Origin of the sequence: Burkholderia ubonensis (genome assembly GCF_001718695.1) — a bacterium.
Taxonomy (GTDB): domain Bacteria; phylum Pseudomonadota; class Gammaproteobacteria; order Burkholderiales; family Burkholderiaceae; genus Burkholderia; species Burkholderia ubonensis_B.
On sequence record NZ_CP013420.1, the window covers coordinates 225283 to 242887 of the forward strand.

A 17605-nucleotide genomic window follows, 5' to 3' on the forward strand; every position below is an offset into this window, starting at 1 on the left:
TCTCGCGTGCAAGCCGTTACGCTGGCTAATGCCCAACACCTCTCAGGGAGGTGGTCCCCACAATACTCTGTACTGCGTACTACTTCGTCAGGATCAACTTGCCGAGGCGCGTGGCGCGCAACTGATAGGTTTCCCCGTTGTGCGCGATGCTGACGTGGCTGCGGCCCTGCAGCAACGTATCGCTGCTGACGACTCGCGTGCTGGCGTCGCGGCTTGCGACGACGGGCTTCGCCGGCGTCGTGACCGCTGCCGTCTTCTGGCGGCTGCCGCCCGGGGCGCCGGTGGTACGACGCAAGGTCAGCGTGCTCGAGCGAGTGGTGTCGGTCATTCGGTTGATCGGTCAATGTCGATGCGATGGAATGAATTCTAAATGATAACCATTCCCATTGAAAAGAACTCTTTCGCGATCGGGAAGGGTCGCTCGATAGACAAAGCCAAAGAGGCGGCCCGCAGGCCGCCGCGCTCGATGAGCCGGTGAATCAGTGAAGCGGGTCGGGCGCCTTGCGGCCCTGTGCGTATTCGCGAATCAGCCGCACGGTGTCGATATCCGACGTGCGATACGCTTCCTTGACGATCTCGTGGGTCTGCCGCGCGTCTTCGGTGTCGTTGCTGACAGCCAGCGTCGTGCGGTATTCGAAACGCAGGAAGAGCTGCTGGTCTTCGCGTTCCTCGATCGTCATCGTCAGCGAGCCGCCGATCTCGCCATCCGACGCGTGGATGTCGTAGCGGACTTGCTGGTTCGGCGTGAACGTCACGCGGTCACGCACGGTCGCGTTGCCGAAGTGCAGTTCGCGCTCGAGCGTCGTCTCGGTCCGTTCGTGGACGACGCAGCTGTCGAGACCGATCACGAACAGTTGCGGCTGCTCGGCGCGCAGCACGAGCCCTTCCCACAGCTGGTCGCGGGTCAGGGTGGGCACGGCCGGATCGTCGGCGTTGATCTGGATCAGGTGTTCGAAGTTCAAGGGGACGGGTTCCTGGTAATGGCGGGCGCCACGTGGTTCAAGAACCTATTGTGACGCAAAACGAATCGCTTCGCGGCGCCTGCGGCCCGTCGCGCGGCGTCACGCGTGAATCGTGCCCATCCGGCCCGTCTGGTAATCGACGACGGCCTGGCGGATCTCATCCTCGGTGCTCATCACGAAGGGACCGTAGCGCACGACCGGCTCGTTGAGCGGCACGCCGCCGATCAGCAGCAGGTCGAGCGGCGTGTCGCCGGCCTCGAATGTGACCGCGTCGCCGTCGTCGCCGTAGACGATCATGTGCCGCGCCTCGACCGGCCGCCGCTCGGGGCCGTAGCGGCCCGTGCCTTCGAGCGCATAGGCGAACACGCGATAGCCTGCCGGCACCGGCTGCGCGACGGTGGCGCCCGGTTCGAGCGTGAAATGCTGGTAGAGGATCGGCGTGCGCGTCTCGATGGCCGCCTTGACGCCGAACGCTTCGCCGGCGATCACGCGCACTTCCACACGACCGTCCGGCGACTTCGCGCGCGGAATGCGATCTGCGGCGATTTCCTGGTAGCGCGGCGCGATCAGCTTGTCGCGCCGCGGCAGGTTGACCCACAGCTGGAAGCCGTGCGAGCGGCCGCCGGTGCGGGCGAACGCCGGGTCCGGCATCTCGCTGTGCACGACGCCGGCGCCTGCCGTCATCCACTGCACGTCGCCCGGGCCGAGCGCGCCCGCGTGACCGGCGGAATCGCGGTGCCGGAAGCGTCCGTCGAGCACGTAGGTCACGGTCTCGAAGCCGCGATGCGGATGGTCGGGCGCGCCTTTGGCCTCGTCCGGGCCGTAGTCGACCGGGCCCATTTCGTCGAGCAGCAGGAACGGATCGAAATCCATCAGCAGCCGGGTCGGAAACGGCCGGTGGACCACGAAGCCGCCGCCTTCGGTCGTGCGAAGGGCGGGGTAGGTGCGGTCAAGGGAGCGATCGGTCGTCATGCAGTAGCCCTCGGTGATATCGGAATAGCGTTATTTTTGAAACATGGCGCTATTATATTGGGCGTTTTCCGGTCCGATTTGCGGTGCTCCGCAATGGATTGTTCTGGAATTGGAACGATGACATGAATATCGACGCACATAACCTGAACGACCTGATGTACTTTTCGCAGGTCGTCGAGCACGGCGGCTTCTCGGCGGCCGAACGTGTGCTGGGGATCTCGAAGTCGCGCCTGTCGCGGCGCCTGACCGAGCTCGAGGCGTCGCTGGGCGTGCGCCTGCTGCAGCGCTCGACCCGCAAGCTGGCGCTGACCGAGGCGGGCGAGCTGTTCTATCAGCACTGTCAGGCGATGCTCGCCGAGGCGCAGGCCGCGATGAACGCGGTGCAGCAGTTGCGCGCGTCGCCGCGCGGCTCGGTGCGGGTCAGCGTGCCGGTCACGGTGTCGCAGACGATGCTGTCGCGGATCCTGCCCGAATTCCTGCATCGCTACCCGGAAGTGAAGGTGCACGTTCGCGTGACGAATCGCGTGATCGACCTGTTCGAGGATTCGATCGACGTCGCGCTGCGGGTGCGCTCCGAGCCGCCGGAAAACGCGAATATCATCGTGCGGCCGCTGTGGAGGACCGAACAGATGCTGGTCGGCGCGCCGAGCCTTCTGAGCCAGAACGTGCCGCCGCTCGTGCCGGATGATCTTGCCCATTTCGAGACGCTCGATACGCCGAGCGTCGACGGGCGGCACGTGTTCAACCTGATCGCGCCGGACGGGACGAAGCACGTGCACGAACACGATCCGCGCCTCGTGACGGCCGACCTGATGACGATCCGGGAGGCCGTGCTCGACGGCGTCGGGATCGCGGCGTTGCCGGAAATGATGTACGGCAACGCGCTGCGCGCCGGGCAGCTTTCGCCGGTGATGCCGGGCTGGACGCTGCCGGTGCCGCAGCTTTATGCGGTGTTCGTTTCACGGCAGGGGATGCCGCCGGCGGTGCGCTCGTTCGTCGACTATCTGGTCGAGAAGCTCGACCACGGCAAATATCAGCAGCCGGGCTGCCCGGAGCGTGCGAAACAGATGGCCGAGGATGCATCGGCCGCGTGACACGGACCTTCAAGCACTGCAAATTTGTTTTGTCATTGAAGCGTCGCTTGCAATCGCAAGTTTCAATCGGCGAAGTCTTGAATGCGCGGGCCGGCGGGCCTATATTGGAATCCCATTTCGCGAAGGATGTTCTGAGCGGAAGACGGTGGCCGCATATGTTGCGAGCCAGATAGGGCAGGAAGCGCAGTCCGTGCAGACCACGGTAGTCGCATTTGCGTTGCTCGAGGCGCAACCGATACCGCCGAAGAGCCCGCCGCCCGAAGGCGCCCGCGTGCGCATGAAAAAAGGCCTTCATCTGGCGATGAAGGCCTTTTACTTTGGGCGCGGCCGGCTAGGCGCGGCCGGCTAGGCGCGGCCGGCTAGGCGCGGCCGGCGGGGGGCACAACGCGCGGTTACTTTGATTTTGCCTTCGGCTCCGTCACGAAGCCGAGCTTCGTCAGGCCGCCGGCCTGCGCATCGGACATCACCTCGGCCACCCGCTCGTAGGCGACCTTGCGATCCGCGCGCAAGTGCAACTCGGGTTGCGGCTTGCGTTGCGCGGCCTCGGCAATGCGCGCCTGCAGCTGTTCGCGCGTCACCGTCTGATCGTCCCACAGGATCGTGCCGTTGCCCTGGATCGCGACGTCGACGGTCTGCGGCTTGTCTTCGACCGGCTGGCTGCTCGCATGCGGAAGGTCGATCTTCACCGCATGCTGCATCGCCGGGATCGTCACCAGGAAAATGATCAGGAGTACGAGCATGACGTCGACGAGCGGCGTCATGTTGATCTCGCTCATCACGCTGTCGTCGTCATCGTCGCTGAAACCGGTGTTCATCGCCATCGTTCACCCCGCTTCAGCTGGCGCGGGCCGCGAGACGCAGGCCGTCGCGAGTGGACGACGACGCGAGGCGCGCGCCCGTCACGAAGTACGCATGCAGGCCGTGCGCGAAGCGGCGCAGCTTGCTGACGACGCCCTTGTTCGCGCGGGTGAGCGCGTTGTAGCCGAGCACCGCGGGAATCGCGACGAACAGGCCGAAGGCCGTCATGATCAGCGACTCGCCGACCGGGCCCGCCACCTGGTCGATCGACGTCTGGCCGGTTGCGCCGATCACGAGCAGCGCGTGGTAGATCCCCCAGACCGTGCCGAACAGCCCGACGAACGGGGCGGTGCTGCCGATCGACGCGAGGATCGCGAGGCCGCCCTGCATGCGCGCGATGCCTTCGTCCATCGTGTCCTTCAGGCAGCGCGTGATCCAGTCGGACACGTCCATCCGGTCATGCAGATGCGGCTGCGTCTGGTGATGATGATCGACGGCTTCCTTGCCGGCGAGCGCGAGCGCGAGGAACGGGTTGTCGCTCGGCGTCGACGCGGCCTGGCCGAGCTTCTTGATGCCGTCGTCGAAGTCGTCCGAATGCCAGAACGCCTGCTCGGCGTTCTTCGTGAGGCGGTTCAGGCGAATCACGTTCCAGCCCTTGATGACGATCACCATCCACGACAGGATCGACATCACGAGCAATGCGATTGCGATGAAGCGTGTGACGAAATCACCTTGCGCCCAGACGTGCGCGATACCGTAGCTTTGCATTTTTATTCCTTTCGAATCTTCCGGATGAGGCAGTGTTAGTCGGTGAGCCCGAAATTGTAGGGCTGGGTACGGCCAGCGCGGATCGCCTGACCGTTCTCGATATAGGGACGGCACGTCGATGCGCGCATCGCGGCGAGGGCGGCCTCGTCGAGGCGCGGATAGCCGCTGCTCTTCTGCAGCTCGACGCTCTCGACCTTGCCCGTCACGCCGACGACGAAATGCACGTACGCGGTGCCCGATTCGCCGCGGCGGCGCGACATCGACGGATAGTCGGGCTTCACGAAGTTGCACTGTAGCGCCGCCACGTTCTTCGGCGCGCTGACCTGCATCGTTTCGCGGGCGGGAGCCGGCGTCGCGGCCGGTGCCGCCGGTGCCACGGCCGCGGGCGCTGCCGGTGCGGGCGTCGGGTCGGCCGCGGGAGCGGGTGTCGGCAACGGCACGGGCGACGGCGCAACCGGCTGCGGCGTCGGCTTCGACACCTTCGGCACCGGCTTCGGTTCGATCTTGGGCTTCACGCGCTTCGGCGGGGCCGGTTGCGGGATCGACTCGGCCGCGACCTGCTGCGCGATCGGCGCAGGCGTGATCAGTTGCGCGGTGATCGACTGGACCTCGACGTTTTTCGCCGGCGGTGCGTTGCGATGGAGCCAGGCCGCGGTCAGCAGGACCGCGTGCGCGGCGAGCACGCCGACCGCAGCGGCGATCACTCGGGGATTCATACGGGGGGCCGCCGGCCAGGCGCCGGCTGGAGCGGAATGCGAAGCCTGCATGTTAGCTTGAAAGAACGGCGCCGCACGCGAAGTGCAGCGGGTGACGCAGCATCACTTGCGGAAGATCAGCAACGAGATGCACACGGTGGTAACAAATCCGATCAGCAATTCCATGACAGGCTCCTTGACAGGTAGGCCGTTGGCTCGCGCTGATGCCGGCTTGCTGACGGGCAAAACAAAAAATGCGGCCTGGGCCGCACACGCACTCGGCGCGGGTCAGGCCGCCTTGCGCTCGTAGAACGTCACGGGAATCGGGTGAGCATGATGCTCGACACCGCACCGGCTCGCGCAGACGCCTTGCTCGGCCATGATGTCGCGCACGGATTCCTCGCACTTGCCGCAGCAGGTGGCCACGCCGAGTTCGAACTGGAGTTCATCGAAAGAATCCACGCCTTCCGCGAGGGAGGCGCGAATCGTGCGATCGGATACAGACTTGCACACGCAGACGATCATGATGAGTGCGATAGCTAACGTTAATGCGAATTATTATCATTAAATTTGCTGGCGTTGACAAGCCCGCATCCGGCTTTTTTGTAACAAAACCAGACCCTTAGAGGGGTTAGTGACGAAGAAGGGGGGGGCGGATGAGGGCGTCAGGCGGCCGCGCACGCGTATGCGTTCGGCGAGGAAATGGCGACGGATTCGACCGGCGCGTCGAGGCCGAGCAGGGTCGACGCGAGCGCGCGCAGCTGCCGGCCGTCGCTGGTCGAGCAGAAGCGCGGCGGCGCGGCCCGGGTGCCGGCCGGCGCGCGCAGGCCGCGTTCGTCGAGGACGCGCGCGAGCTGGCGGGCGATCGCGTCGCTGGTGTCGACGATCGTCAGGCGGTCGCCGAAAAGGTCACGAATCGTTTCCGTGAAGAACGGGTAGTGCGTGCAGCCGAGCACGAGCGTATCGGCGCCGGCATCGAGCATCGGCTGCAGGTAGCCGTCGAGCAGCGCGCGCAGCGCGGGCGAGTTCGTGTCGCCGCGTTCGACCGCCTCGACGAGCCCGTGCCCCGGCTGGCAGATGAAGCGGCAGCCGGCGCCGTAGCGGTCGAGCAGCGCCTGGAAGCGCGCGCTGGCGAGCGTCGACTGGGTCGCGAGGACGCCCGCGATGCCGCTCGCGGACAAGGCTGCCGCGGGCTTGATGCCCGGCTCGACACCGACGAGCGGGATTGCGAGACGTGCGCGAATGGCCGCGATCGACTGCGCCGTCGCGGTGTTGCACGCGACGACCAGCGCTTTCGCGCCCTCGCGCGCGAGCCACTCGCCGATCGCCAGCGTGCGCTCCGTGATGAACGCCTCGTCGCGCGGGCCATAGGGCGCGTTGCGCGAATCGGCGACGTAGACGAACGATTCGCCGGGCAGTTGCGCACGCACGGCGCGCAGCACCGACAGGCCGCCCAGCCCGGAATCGAAGACGCCGATCGGCGCGGTGGGGCGGGCTGCGGAAGCGGTGGAACGGTTCGTCGTCATGCGCGGGCGAAGCGGGCGATCCTGGCGAGCGTGCCGGTTACTCGGGCGAACCCATCATCGTCTGCTGGTAGTTCTGGATGCCGACCTTGCCGATCAGGTCGATCTGCGTTTCCAGCCAGTCGATGTGCTCTTCGGTGTCGTCGAGGATCTTTTCGAAGATTTCGCGCGACACGTAGTCACGAACCGACTCGCAATAGGCGATCGCTTCCTTGCAGGTCGCCTGCGAGATCTGCTCGAGCTTCAGGTCGCACTTCAGGATCTCTTCGGTCTCCTCGCCGACGAGCAGCTTGTGCAGGTCCTGCAGGTTCGGCAGGCCGTCGAGCATGAACACGCGCTCGATGAGCCAGTCCGCATGCTTCATCTCGCCGATCGACTCGTCGTATTCGTGCTTGCCGAGCTTCTCGAGACCCCAGTGCTTGTACATGCGCGCATGCAGGAAGTACTGGTTGATCGCCGTCAGCTCGTTCTTCAGCTGGGCGTTCAGGTATTCGATGACTTTCTTGTCGCCTTGCATGGCTTGTTTCCTTCTTGATGGTGGGGCTTCGGAACCCGAACGATAATCGCTCGAAAGCGAAATGCCAAGCTTCCGGCGCTCGTCCGAGCGGCCAACGCAGCGGGATGAGAATGAGAAGCAAAAAGGTGGGGCCGCCTAGGTGGGGCCGCCCAGGCCGGACAGGTGTCCGGCCTTTCGGGCGTCCGCGCTTACGCCGCGGCGACCGGGATCTTGCCGATCTTCGCCTGCCACTCCTTCGGACCGGTCTGATGGACCGACGTGCCCGACGAATCGACGGCAACCGTCACCGGCATGTCCTGCACGTCGAACTCGTAGATCGCTTCCATGCCGAGGTCTTCGAACGCGAGCACCTTCGCGCCGCGGATCGCCTTCGACACCAGGTACGCAGCACCGCCGACCGCCATCAGGTAGGCCGCCTTGTGCTTCTTGATCGCGTCGATCGCGACCGGGCCGCGTTCGGCCTTGCCCACCATCGAGATGAGGCCCGTCTGCGCGAGCATCGTCTCGGTGAACTTGTCCATTCGCGTGGCCGTCGTCGGGCCGGCCGGGCCGACCACTTCGTCACGCACCGGATCGACCGGGCCGACGTAGTAGATCACGCGGTTCGTGAAGTCGACCGGCAGCTTCTCGCCCTTCGCGAGCATGTCGGCGATGCGCTTGTGCGCCGCGTCGCGGCCCGTCAGCATCTTGCCCGACAGCAGCAGCGTCTGGCCCGGCGTCCAGCTCGCGACTTCTTCCGGCGTCAGCGTGTTCAGGTCGACGCGCTTGCTGGTTTCCGTGTTCGGTTCCCACTGGACCTTCGGCCATGCGTCGAGCGACGGCGCCTCGAGCTTCGCCGGACCCGAGCCGTCGAGCACGAAGTGCGCGTGGCGCGTCGCCGCGCAGTTCGGGATCATCGCGACCGGCTTCGATGCCGCATGCGTCGGTGCGGCCATGATCTTCACGTCGAGCACGGTCGCGAGGCCGCCGAGGCCCTGCGCGCCGATGCCGAGCGCATTGACCTTCTCGTGCAGTTCGACGCGCAGTTCTTCGACCCAGTCCTTCGGGCCGCGGGCGATGATTTCCTGGATGTCGATCGGCTCCATCAGCGATTCCTTCGCCATCACCATCGCCTTCTCGGCGGTGCCGCCGATGCCGATGCCGAGCATGCCCGGCGGGCACCAGCCCGCGCCCATCGTCGGCACGGTCTTCAGCACCCAGTCGACGATCGAGTCCGACGGGTTCAGCATCACGAACTTCGACTTGTTCTCCGAGCCGCCGCCCTTCGCGGCGACCTGCACGTCGACCTTGTCGCCCGGCACGATCTCGTAGTGGATCACCGCCGGCGTGTTGTCCTTCGTGTTCTTGCGGCCGCCTTCGGGCGGATTGACGATCGACGCGCGCAGCACGTTGTCCGGATGCGTGTAGCCGCGGCGCACGCCTTCGTTGATCATGTCGGTGACGCCCATCGTCGCGCCGTCCCAGCGCACGTCCATGCCGACCTTCACGAACACCGTGACGATCCCCGTGTCCTGGCAGATCGGGCGTCGGCCTTCCGCGCACATGCGGCTGTTCGTGAGGATCTGCGCGATCGCGTCCTTCGCGGCCGGGCTTTCCTCGAGCTCGTACGCGCGGCCGAGGGCCTGGATGTAGTCGAGCGGGTGGTAATAGCTGATGTACTGCAGCGAATCCGCGATGCTCTGGATCAGGTCTTCCTGTTTGATGACGGTCATGGCTGAGACTCTGTGAGGACTGTGGGGAATGCGTTGCCGGCGGCATGTTCCGCCGGCTTGCGGGACGCGGCGGCAGGGAGGGGCGCGCGTCTCGTGGAAATGCGCGGGATGCGTGTGGGTCGTCAGGCGGTCGACCCACGCCATCACGAGCGCCGACACGAGGAACGACACGTGGATCAGCACCTGCCACATGATCGCGTGGGTGGTGTGCTGGTCCGGGTTGATGAAGGTCTTCAGCAGGTGGATCGACGAAATGCTGATCAGCGCCATCGACAGCTTGACCTTCAGCACGCCCGCGTTCACGTGGTCGAGCCATTCAGGCTCGTCCGGATGCCCCTCGACGCCGAGCCGCGACACGAACGTCTCGTAGCCGCCGACGATCACCATGATCAGCAGGTTCGAGATCATCACCACGTCGATCAGGCCGAGCACCGCGAGCATCACGCCGATCTCGTCGAGGCTGGCCGCGTGCGACAGCAGGTGCCACACCTCGTGCAGGAACAGGAACGCATAGACGCCCTGCGCGACGATCAGGCCGAGATACAGCGGAACCTGGAGCCAGCGGCTCATGAAGATCAGTCTGGGCAGCGGACGCATGCGGCGGACAACGGGACGGACGGGCGAATGCGGGTCGGTCTGCGGGGCGGACATGATGGGCGAACGGGGCGTGTATCGGGGGGTAGTAATTCGGAAAAGCGCGCTATTGTAGCGCGTCGGCCTGTTCGGCTGCAGCGACGCGCCCCGCGGCCGGGCGGGGCGCCGGGGACGGATCAGGGCGTGACGGGCGGTGTGCGTTTCACGCGCAGGCTCGCGAGCACGATGCCGGTGACGACGCACGCGAGCGCGAAGCCGTGCGCGAGCGTCGGCCGCTCGCCGAGGAACACGATCCCGTAGACGGCCGCGGCGACCGGCAGCACCGCGCTGAACACGCCGGCGAGGCTGCCCGGCACGTGGCGGATGCCCTTCATCCACATCCAGAACGAGAAGATGCTGGCCGACAGCCCGTACCAGACGACGAGCGCCCAGATGCTCGCCGGCACGCCCGCGTAATCGAAATGCCACATCGCGCCCGCGCCGAGCGGCAGCATCAGCAGCAGGCCGAACAGGTGGGTGTACGCGCAAATGTCGATCGGCGCGAGCGTCTGCGTGAGGCGGCGCGACAGGATCACGTAGATCGACTCGCAGCACACCGCGCCGAGCATCAGCAGGTTGCCCGTCAGCGAGCCGGCCGTCGCGCCGGCCGCGGTTGCGCCGCCGTTCGCGAAGTTGATCGTCACGACGCCGACGATCGCCAGCGCGATCGATACAAGCGCACGGCCGTTCGGTTTTTCGCGCAGGATCAGCCACGCGAACAGCGCGACGACGGCGGGGATCGTGCTCGTGATGACGCCGGCCGCGACCGCGCTCGTGCGCTGCACGCCGTTCAGCATCAGCAGCGTAAACATGAAGGTGCCGAAGAACGCCTGCAGGAACAGGTTCAGCCATTCGCCGCGCTTGACCGCGCGCATCTTGACCGGACGGAACAGCGGCCACAGCACGCCGATCGCGATCACGAAGCGCAGCGTGGCGAGAATGGCGACGGGAACGAAGACGACGATCGATTTGCCGATGCCGACGTTGCTGCCGACGAGCAGCATCGACACGATGAGGAAAAGTGCGTAGCGATTCAAGCTGGAATCCGTGAGGCGAGTTCAGTTACGATTGTAGGGTCGTGGTCGTAACAGCGCAAAGCGCGCCGCATGGCGTGCCGCCGGTGGTGTCGCCGATTTTGTCCGTTTTTGTCCGTAAGTGACGGGTAAGTTGACGCGCTTATCTTGGAAGACGCCGGGCCACGCGCATGCCGTCGTGCGAAGTGGTGCGGCGCAGCATCGCGCGCAGCCCCGGGGCCGCGTGCGGGTGAGGTGGGAGACAGCGGCGCGCTTGCGCCGACCAAGACGCGGCGCGCATGACACGCGCCGGCAATCAGAGGATTCATGTTCACCAAGGGGTAGTCGATGTCTGCGATTGAATCGGTTCTTCACGAAAGCCGCCAGTTTGAGCCGCCCGAGGCGCTCGTGAAGGCGGCGGCCATTTCCGGCATGCAAGCCTATCGTGCGCTGGCCGACGAGGCCGAGCGTGATTACGAAGGCTTCTGGGCCCGCCAGGCCCGCGACACGCTCGCGTGGCACAAGCCGTTCACGAAGGTGCTCGACGAGTCCGAAGCGCCGTTCTACAAGTGGTTCGACGACGGCGAGCTCAACGCGTCGTACAACTGCCTCGACCGCCACGTCGCGGCCGGCAACGGCGAGCGCGTCGCGGTGATCTTCGAAGCCGACGACGGCGCCGTCACCCGCGTCACGTATGCCGACCTGCTCGCGCGCGTGTCGCGCTTCGCGAACGCGCTGAAGCAGCGCGGCATCGGCCGCGGCGATCGTGTCGTCATCTACATGCCGATGTCGGTCGAGGCGATCGTCGCGATGCAGGCCTGCGCGCGCATCGGCGCGACGCATTCGGTCGTGTTCGGCGGCTTCTCCGCCAAATCGCTGAACGAGCGGCTCGTCGACGTCGGCGCGGTCGCGCTGATCACCGCCGACGAGCAGGCGCGCGGCGGCAAGACGCTCCCGCTCAAGAGCATCGCCGACGAAGCGATCGCGATGGGCGGCTGCGACGCCGTGAAGAGCGTGATCGTCTATCGCCGCACCGGCGGCAAGATCGACTGGCATGCGGACCGCGACCTGTGGATGCACGAGCTGACCGCAGGCGTTGCCGATACGTGCGAGCCGGAATGGGTCGGCGCCGAGCATCCGCTGTTCATCCTGTATACGTCGGGCTCGACCGGCAAGCCCAAGGGCGTGCAGCACAGCACCGGCGGCTATCTGCTGTGGGCCGCGCTGACGATGAAGTGGGCGTTCGACTGGAAGCCCGCCGACGTGTTCTGGTGCACCGCCGACATCGGCTGGATCACCGGCCACACGTACATCACGTACGGCCCGCTCGCGTGCGGCGCGACGCAGGTCGTGTTCGAGGGCGTGCCGACCTATCCGGACGCCGGCCGCTTCTGGAAGATGATCGCGGATCACAAGGTCAGCGTGTTCTACACCGCGCCGACCGCGATCCGTTCGCTGATCAAGGCGGCCGAGGCCGACGACAAGGTCCATCCGAAGAGCTACGACCTGTCGAGCCTGCGCATCATCGGCACGGTCGGCGAGCCGATCAACCCGGAAGCGTGGATGTGGTATCACAAGCACGTCGGCCAGGCGCGCTGCCCGATCGTCGACACGTGGTGGCAGACCGAGACGGGCGGCCACATGATCTCGCCGCTGCCGGGCGCGACGCCCACCGTGCCGGGCTCGTGCACGCTGCCGCTGCCGGGCATCATGGCCGCCGTCGTCGACGAGACGGGGCAGGACGTGCCGAACGGGCAGGGCGGGATTCTGGTCGTCAAGCGCCCGTGGCCGTCGATGATCCGCACGATCTGGGGCGACCCGGAGCGTTTCAAGAAGAGCTACTACCCTGAGGAGCTCGGCGGCGGGCTGTATCTGGCGGGCGACGGCACGGTGCGCGACAAGGACACCGGTTACTTCACGATCATGGGCCGCATCGACGACGTGCTGAACGTGTCGGGCCACCGGCTCGGCACGATGGAGATCGAGTCGGCGCTGGTCGCGCACGAGCTCGTCGCGGAGGCGGCCGTGGTCGGGCGTCCGGACGAGACGACGGGCGAGGCGGTCGTCGCGTTCGTCGTGCTCAAGCGCGCGCGTCCGGAAGGCGAAGAGGCCGCGAAGCTCGCGAAGGAGCTGCGCGACTGGGTCGGCAAGCAGATCGGGCCGATCGCGAAGCCGAAGGACATCCGTTTCGGCGACAACCTGCCGAAGACGCGCTCCGGCAAGATCATGCGCCGCCTGCTGCGCTCGCTCGCGAAGGGCGAGACGATCACGCAGGACACGTCGACGCTCGAGAACCCCGCGATCCTCGACCAGCTCGCCGAAGTGCGCTGAGCCCGCGCCCGGGCATGCGCCCCTGCGCGGCAATCCCGATTGCCCGCGCAGGGGCTTTTTGCTACACAAGGGCATGACCGTTCCGTCCCGTCCCGCGCCTGTCGCGCCGCCGCCCGTTCCCGCGCCGCTCGCGCGCGCGCATGCGCGCTACTGGCGCTTCAACGTCGCGCTGATCGCCGTGCTGATGGCGACCGGCTTCGCGGTGTCGTTCGTCGTTCCGTTCTTCGCGCCCGCGCTCGCGGGCGTGCGCTTCGTCGGGTTCAGCCTGCCGTTCTACGTCGGCGCGCAAGGCGCGATCCTCGTCTATCTCGTGCTGATCGTGATCTACATCGGGCTGATGCAACGCGCCGACCGCATCCTGCGCCGCACGTACGACGCGTACGCGGCGCAGGCCGGCGACACGCGCGGCGGGCGCTGACGGATGCTGACGCGTCGCCTGATCCGCGCGTATGCGCTGTACACGCTCGGCTTTCTCGGGTTCGTGCTGCTGCTGGGCCGGATCGAGCGCGCGGCCGGCTCCGGCGTGTGGATCGGCTACGTGTTCCTGTTCGTGCCGATCGCCGTCTACGCGGTGATCGGGCTGCTGTCGCGCACGTCCGACCTCGTCGAATACTACGTCGCCGGGCGGCGCGTGCCGTCCGCGTTCAACGGGATGGCGACCGCCGCCGACTGGCTGTCGGCCGCGTCGTTCATCGGCCTCGCCGGATCGCTGTACGCGACCGGCTACGACGCGCTCGCGTACCTGATGGGCTGGACCGGCGGCTTCTGCCTCGTCGCATTCCTGCTCGCGCCGTACGTGCGCAAGCTCGCCCGCTACACGATTCCCGACTTTCTCGGCACGCGCTTCTCGAGCACCGCGGTGCGCGCGCTCGCGGCGGGCGCGGCGATCCTGTGCTCGTTCGTCTATCTGGTCGCGCAGATCCAGGGCATCGGGCTGATCGCGACGCGCTTCATCGGCGTCGATTTCGCGATCGGCATCTTCTGCGGGCTCGCGGGCATACTCGTCTGCTCGTTCCTCGGCGGGATGCGCGCGGTGACGTGGACGCAGGTCGCGCAGTACATCATCCTGATCAGCGCGATCCTGATTCCCGTGTCGCTGATCGCGATGAAGAACGGGCTCGGGCCGGTGCCGCAATTCGGCTACGGGCAGTTGATGGAGCGCGTCGCCGCGCGCGAAGCGCAGGTGCGCGATTCGCGCGACGAGCAGCGGGTGCGCGACGCCTATCGCCGGCAGGCCGCGCACATCCAGGCACAGCTCGACCGGCTGCCCGCGTCGTATGCGCAGGAGCGGGGGCGGCTCGTCGACCAGCTGGCCGATCTGCGCCGCCACAACGGGCCGCTGCGCGAGATCAGCCAGCGCGAGCGCGCGCTCGCGGAGTTCCCGCGCGACCCGGCGGCGGCGCGTGTGGTGTGGTCGCAGGCGCGCGACGACCTGCTCGCGCGCGCGGCGCCGCCCGTGCCGATGCACGAGCCGTTTCCGGCGGCGAGCGACGACGAGCGGCGGCCGCGTGAACGGAACTTCCTCGCGCTGCTGCTGTGCCTGTCGCTCGGCACCGCGAGCCTGCCGCACATCCTGACGCGCTACAACACGACGACATCGGTCGCGTCCGCGCGCCGTTCGGTCGGCTGGACGCTGTTCTTCATCGCACTGTTCTATCTGAGCGTGCCGGTGCTCGCGGTGATGATCAAGTACGAGATCCTCGCGAACCTCGTCGGGCGGCCGTTCGCGGCGCTGCCGGCGTGGGTCACGCAGTGGCATCACTTCGAGCCGGACCTGATCGGCGTCGTCGACGAGATTCGCGACGGGATCGTGCACTGGTCCGAAATCCAGATGCAGCCGGACATGGTCGTGCTCGCCGCGCCGGAAATCGCCGGGCTGCCGTACGTCGTGTCGGGGCTGATCGCGGCGGGTGCGCTCGCGGCCGCGCTGTCGACCGCGGACGGCCTGCTGCTGACGATCGCGAACGCGCTGTCGCACGACATCTACTACCACATGGTCGCGCCCGACGCGTCGAGCCAGCGGCGGGTGACGATCTCGAAGGTGCTGCTGCTCGGGGTGGCGCTGTTCGCGTCGTATGTCGCGTCGCTCAATACGGGGAAGATCCTGTTCCTCGTCGGCGCGGCGTTCTCGCTCGCGGCGTCGAGTTTCTTTCCGGTGCTCGTGCTGGGCGTGTTCTGGAAGCGCACGACGACGCGCGGCGCGATCGCCGGGATGGTGACGGGGCTCGTGGTGTGCGTGTATTACATCGTGTCGACGTATCCGTACTTCGCGCAGCTGACCGGCTTCGCCGGGCCGACGTGGTTCGGGATCGAGCCGATCAGTTCGGGCGTGTTCGGCGTGCCGGCGGGGTTTGCGGTCGCGATCGCGGTCAGTTTGGTCGATCGGGAGCCGGATGAGTATACGCGGGCGTTGGTGGATTATATTCGGCATCCTTGAGGGGGAGGGGCGCCCCATCTTGGTTCGCGAAGTTTGCGGACCAGGGGAGACGCCTTTTAAGGATACATATATTCGGTGTGATGCCCGATGAACTTGTCTCCGACAAATTCGAAGCAGAAGTTTCCTTCTTCGAACGACCGGTAGACCAATATTGCGCCTCTGATGCAAACCTTGTTGCTGTTTATAGAGTAACTTATCTGCCCTCCGTCTTTGGCTGTTGGGCGGCCGTGCATGAATCCGGAAAACGAGTCAATTGGAAGTGGGTATGCCAATCCCGATTGAGTGTCGATCGCGACAACCGACTTTTGGTGGTATTTCTCAAATTCCGGGCGCGCTAAAATTATGTAGTGACCGTTGAAATTAGCGGGTGCCGAGTTCAGCGTATTGTTGTATGCGGCGACGTGCTCGTCGTCACAAAAATTGATTGGGCTGTATTGGAATGAGCATTTTGTCAACTCCGACGTTGCGTATGCAATCTTTACTCCGGTGTATGCGTGATTGCGCTGTGAGTTTGACGATTTTGCAAAAACATCGGGCAGAATGAGGGAAGTGATTGTCAGGATGAGGGTGATGAATAATTTTCTCATTTCTCTGTCGGGCTGGATTCCGGTGAGGATTTATCGAAATTTTTTGGTGGGGATCGTGTAGGTGCGGATCCTTGTCAATGGTGTGCGGCTCGTGTGACGTTAATTTTCGTAAGATTGGCTATCGATTGCTGGCTCAATTCACTATTTTTGAAGCAGCGTCTTTAAATAATCAACCCGCTGTTTTGTTATCGTAGTGAGGCATTCTTTCGTAATTAGGCTGGAGCCGATGCCTTGAGATGCCGACGCCTCAGCTGCAACATACCCAGTACACTGCTTGCTCCGGTAAGCGAGCCAAGCTTCCTGCGCTTGCTGAAGCTCGTTCTTGTATCGTGTGGATAAGTATAATTTTTGATATGTCGAATTTAATTCGGTTTTTGATTTATTTAGTTCCGCATTGATGCGTGATAAGTCGTCGTACGCATTCCCATTGTTGATGGCTGCGTCGGCAAAAGCGATTGCCGGTAGGGCGATAAATGCAAGTGTGATGGTTTTCTTCGTGATATTCATCGGGTGTCGCATTTGTGTTTGTGGCCTGGGCGGGAATTTTGCGAGGTGATATAAGGCAGAATAAATCAGAAGGCGCGTACTTTTAATTGGTGCATCCTGGATTCCGGGGAAATGTGTCAATTTCAGGTTTCGAGTTGCTCTGGCTGAGTTCGTCGCAGTTCGAGGCTGCCATCGATGGCTAGTGGATGCAATTCGAAATGAATTTTCGTAATTTCACCTCATCTACTCCTAGTATGTCTGGATGCTCGGGGTCTCGTGTCAGATCCAATGCTTGCATCGAATTCTTATCCAAGTTTATCCAACCGATAGTAACTTGTTTGTCAAGATTGTCGGGGCTATCCGCAGCGACGTACAGTCTGATGCTATAGACTCCGTTAGCCGCATCGGCAATATCCACGTGAATGTCTTTCTTGTTCACCGCAACATGCTTGAGCGGAGGTACAACCAATTCTCTTAGCTCGTTTTTGCAGATATCGGCTCTGGCATGGGCTCCGCATGAAATGGTCAGGAGTAGGGGGAGCGTTGCGATTTTGTAAAGAATCCTCATGTTCGATGAAAAGTGGATTTGTGGTTCACAGTGTTATGAAGCGGAGTAGCCCGTATCACCTAACGACTCGATCGGTGACTTCGACAGCAGGCGGGGCTGTTTTTCCGAGACTGCTGATTGGTGTGAGCCGCGTGCGGTGTTCCATCTCCCAATCACGCCAGACTCGAGATCAGGTGACAGCCGCACGTAGCGCGATGGCCATGCCGTGCGATCGGGATGCCGTCGTCCGTCATCGACGGGTCGCCTTCCTCGATGAGGTTCGGTGAGACATCTGGATGCTGCGGGCACGATACGCGGTCGCCCTTGCGGGCGACATAGCGGCCGTCGAAGCGCATCGAAGTTGACGCTGTTTCGACCTTGCCGCCGTGGTCCGTGTCGTCACCGATACGAATCAGGTCCATCACGTCAGTCCTTCGTTTTCCGAGAAGAGGCTTCAAATAGTCAACTCCCTATCTAAGTGGCGCAGGCAATAGTTCGTGTTTAGGCTGAGTGGGCATCGCGGAATTTTG

The 17605-nt window shown here is 64.6% G+C and carries 18 protein-coding genes and 1 pseudogene; 4 read left to right on the plus strand and 15 right to left on the minus strand.

All coding sequences use genetic code 11. The annotated features are described in order from the left end of the window. Positions 1-79: 79 nt before the first annotated feature. From hemP to WJ35_RS01070, 3 genes are all read right to left on the minus strand, one after another. Positions 80-328, minus strand: coding sequence for a hemin uptake protein HemP (gene hemP / locus WJ35_RS01060; protein WP_060238058.1), 249 nt, complete (start codon positions 326-328; stop codon positions 80-82). Positions 329-479: 151 nt separating this feature from the next. After that, positions 480-962 (minus strand): SRPBCC family protein, encoded by a 483-nt coding sequence (locus WJ35_RS01065; protein WP_069238623.1) that lies wholly within the window; start codon positions 960-962, stop codon positions 480-482. A gap of 99 nt (positions 963-1061) precedes the next feature. Next, the gene (locus WJ35_RS01070; protein ID WP_069238624.1) at positions 1062-1934 is read right to left on the minus strand and encodes a pirin family protein; all 873 of its coding nucleotides are present in this window, start codon (positions 1932-1934) and stop codon (positions 1062-1064) included. A gap of 122 nt (positions 1935-2056) precedes the next feature. Here WJ35_RS01070 and WJ35_RS01075 point away from each other — a divergent pair, with 122 nt between their 5' ends. Further along, the gene (locus WJ35_RS01075; RefSeq protein WP_060238314.1) at positions 2057-3028 is read left to right on the plus strand and encodes a LysR family transcriptional regulator; all 972 of its coding nucleotides are present in this window, start codon (positions 2057-2059) and stop codon (positions 3026-3028) included. A gap of 392 nt (positions 3029-3420) precedes the next feature. On the opposite strand, the gene WJ35_RS01085 is transcribed toward WJ35_RS01075, so the two are convergent. From WJ35_RS01085 to WJ35_RS01120, 9 genes and pseudogenes are all read right to left on the minus strand, one after another. Further along, positions 3421-3849, minus strand: a complete 429-nt coding sequence (locus WJ35_RS01085; protein WP_042584470.1) for an ExbD/TolR family protein — start codon at positions 3847-3849, stop codon at positions 3421-3423. Positions 3850-3862: 13 nt separating this feature from the next. Beyond that, on the minus strand, positions 3863-4594 hold the full coding sequence (locus WJ35_RS01090) for a MotA/TolQ/ExbB proton channel family protein (protein ID WP_059719072.1): 732 nt from the start codon (positions 4592-4594) through the stop codon (positions 3863-3865). 35 nt (positions 4595-4629) lie between these two features. After that, positions 4630-5361 carry an energy transducer TonB gene (locus tag WJ35_RS01095; protein WP_069238625.1) on the minus strand — a complete coding sequence of 244 codons (732 nt, stop codon included), beginning with the start codon at positions 5359-5361 and terminating at the stop codon, positions 4630-4632. 216 nt (positions 5362-5577) lie between these two features. Then, positions 5578-5814: a (2Fe-2S)-binding protein gene (locus tag WJ35_RS01100; RefSeq protein ID WP_010090012.1), complete on the minus strand. Its 237-nt coding sequence runs from the start codon at positions 5812-5814 to the stop codon at positions 5578-5580. 140 nt (positions 5815-5954) lie between these two features. Next, complete coding sequence (gene murI / locus WJ35_RS01105) at positions 5955-6815, minus strand: glutamate racemase (RefSeq protein WP_069238626.1); 861 nt, start codon at positions 6813-6815, stop codon at positions 5955-5957. Between the two features lie 37 nt (positions 6816-6852). Then, entirely contained in the window at positions 6853-7329 is a 477-nt protein-coding gene (bfr, locus tag WJ35_RS01110; protein ID WP_010095804.1) for a bacterioferritin, read from the minus strand. Between the two features lie 188 nt (positions 7330-7517). Beyond that, a complete protein-coding gene (locus WJ35_RS01115) occupies positions 7518-9041 on the minus strand; it encodes a fumarate hydratase (protein WP_010095806.1) in 1524 nt (507 codons plus the stop codon). A 159-nt stretch (positions 9042-9200) separates the two neighbouring features. After that, a pseudogene (locus tag WJ35_RS31980) lies at positions 9201-9692 on the minus strand (TIGR00645 family protein); the annotation flags it as partial. A 119-nt stretch (positions 9693-9811) separates the two neighbouring features. Further along, on the minus strand, positions 9812-10711 hold the full coding sequence (locus tag WJ35_RS01120; RefSeq protein ID WP_060238085.1) for a DMT family transporter: 900 nt from the start codon (positions 10709-10711) through the stop codon (positions 9812-9814). 324 nt (positions 10712-11035) lie between these two features. Here WJ35_RS01120 and acs point away from each other — a divergent pair, with 324 nt between their 5' ends. The 3 genes from acs to WJ35_RS01135 all read left to right on the plus strand — a co-directional run bounded on the left by acs (position 11036) and on the right by WJ35_RS01135 (position 15455). Continuing rightward, the gene (gene acs / locus WJ35_RS01125) at positions 11036-13018 is read left to right on the plus strand and encodes an acetate--CoA ligase (RefSeq protein ID WP_069238627.1); all 1983 of its coding nucleotides are present in this window, start codon (positions 11036-11038) and stop codon (positions 13016-13018) included. Between the two features lie 73 nt (positions 13019-13091). Next, entirely contained in the window at positions 13092-13436 is a 345-nt protein-coding gene (locus WJ35_RS01130; RefSeq protein ID WP_060238091.1) for a DUF4212 domain-containing protein, read from the plus strand. Positions 13437-13439: 3 nt separating this feature from the next. Then, complete coding sequence (locus WJ35_RS01135; protein ID WP_069238628.1) at positions 13440-15455, plus strand: sodium:solute symporter family protein; 2016 nt, start codon at positions 13440-13442, stop codon at positions 15453-15455. 56 nt (positions 15456-15511) lie between these two features. Here the strand turns inward: WJ35_RS01135 and WJ35_RS29355 are convergent, their stop codons facing one another. The 3 genes from WJ35_RS29355 to WJ35_RS01145 all read right to left on the minus strand — a co-directional run bounded on the left by WJ35_RS29355 (position 15512) and on the right by WJ35_RS01145 (position 17500). Beyond that, positions 15512-16042, minus strand: a complete 531-nt coding sequence (locus tag WJ35_RS29355; protein ID WP_080484201.1) for a hypothetical protein — start codon at positions 16040-16042, stop codon at positions 15512-15514. A 141-nt stretch (positions 16043-16183) separates the two neighbouring features. Next, entirely contained in the window at positions 16184-16549 is a 366-nt protein-coding gene (locus WJ35_RS29360; protein ID WP_072465541.1) for a lysozyme inhibitor LprI family protein, read from the minus strand. A 699-nt stretch (positions 16550-17248) separates the two neighbouring features. Then, positions 17249-17500 (minus strand): PAAR domain-containing protein, encoded by a 252-nt coding sequence (locus WJ35_RS01145; RefSeq protein ID WP_034194581.1) that lies wholly within the window; start codon positions 17498-17500, stop codon positions 17249-17251. Between the last annotated feature and the right edge of the window lie 105 nt (positions 17501-17605).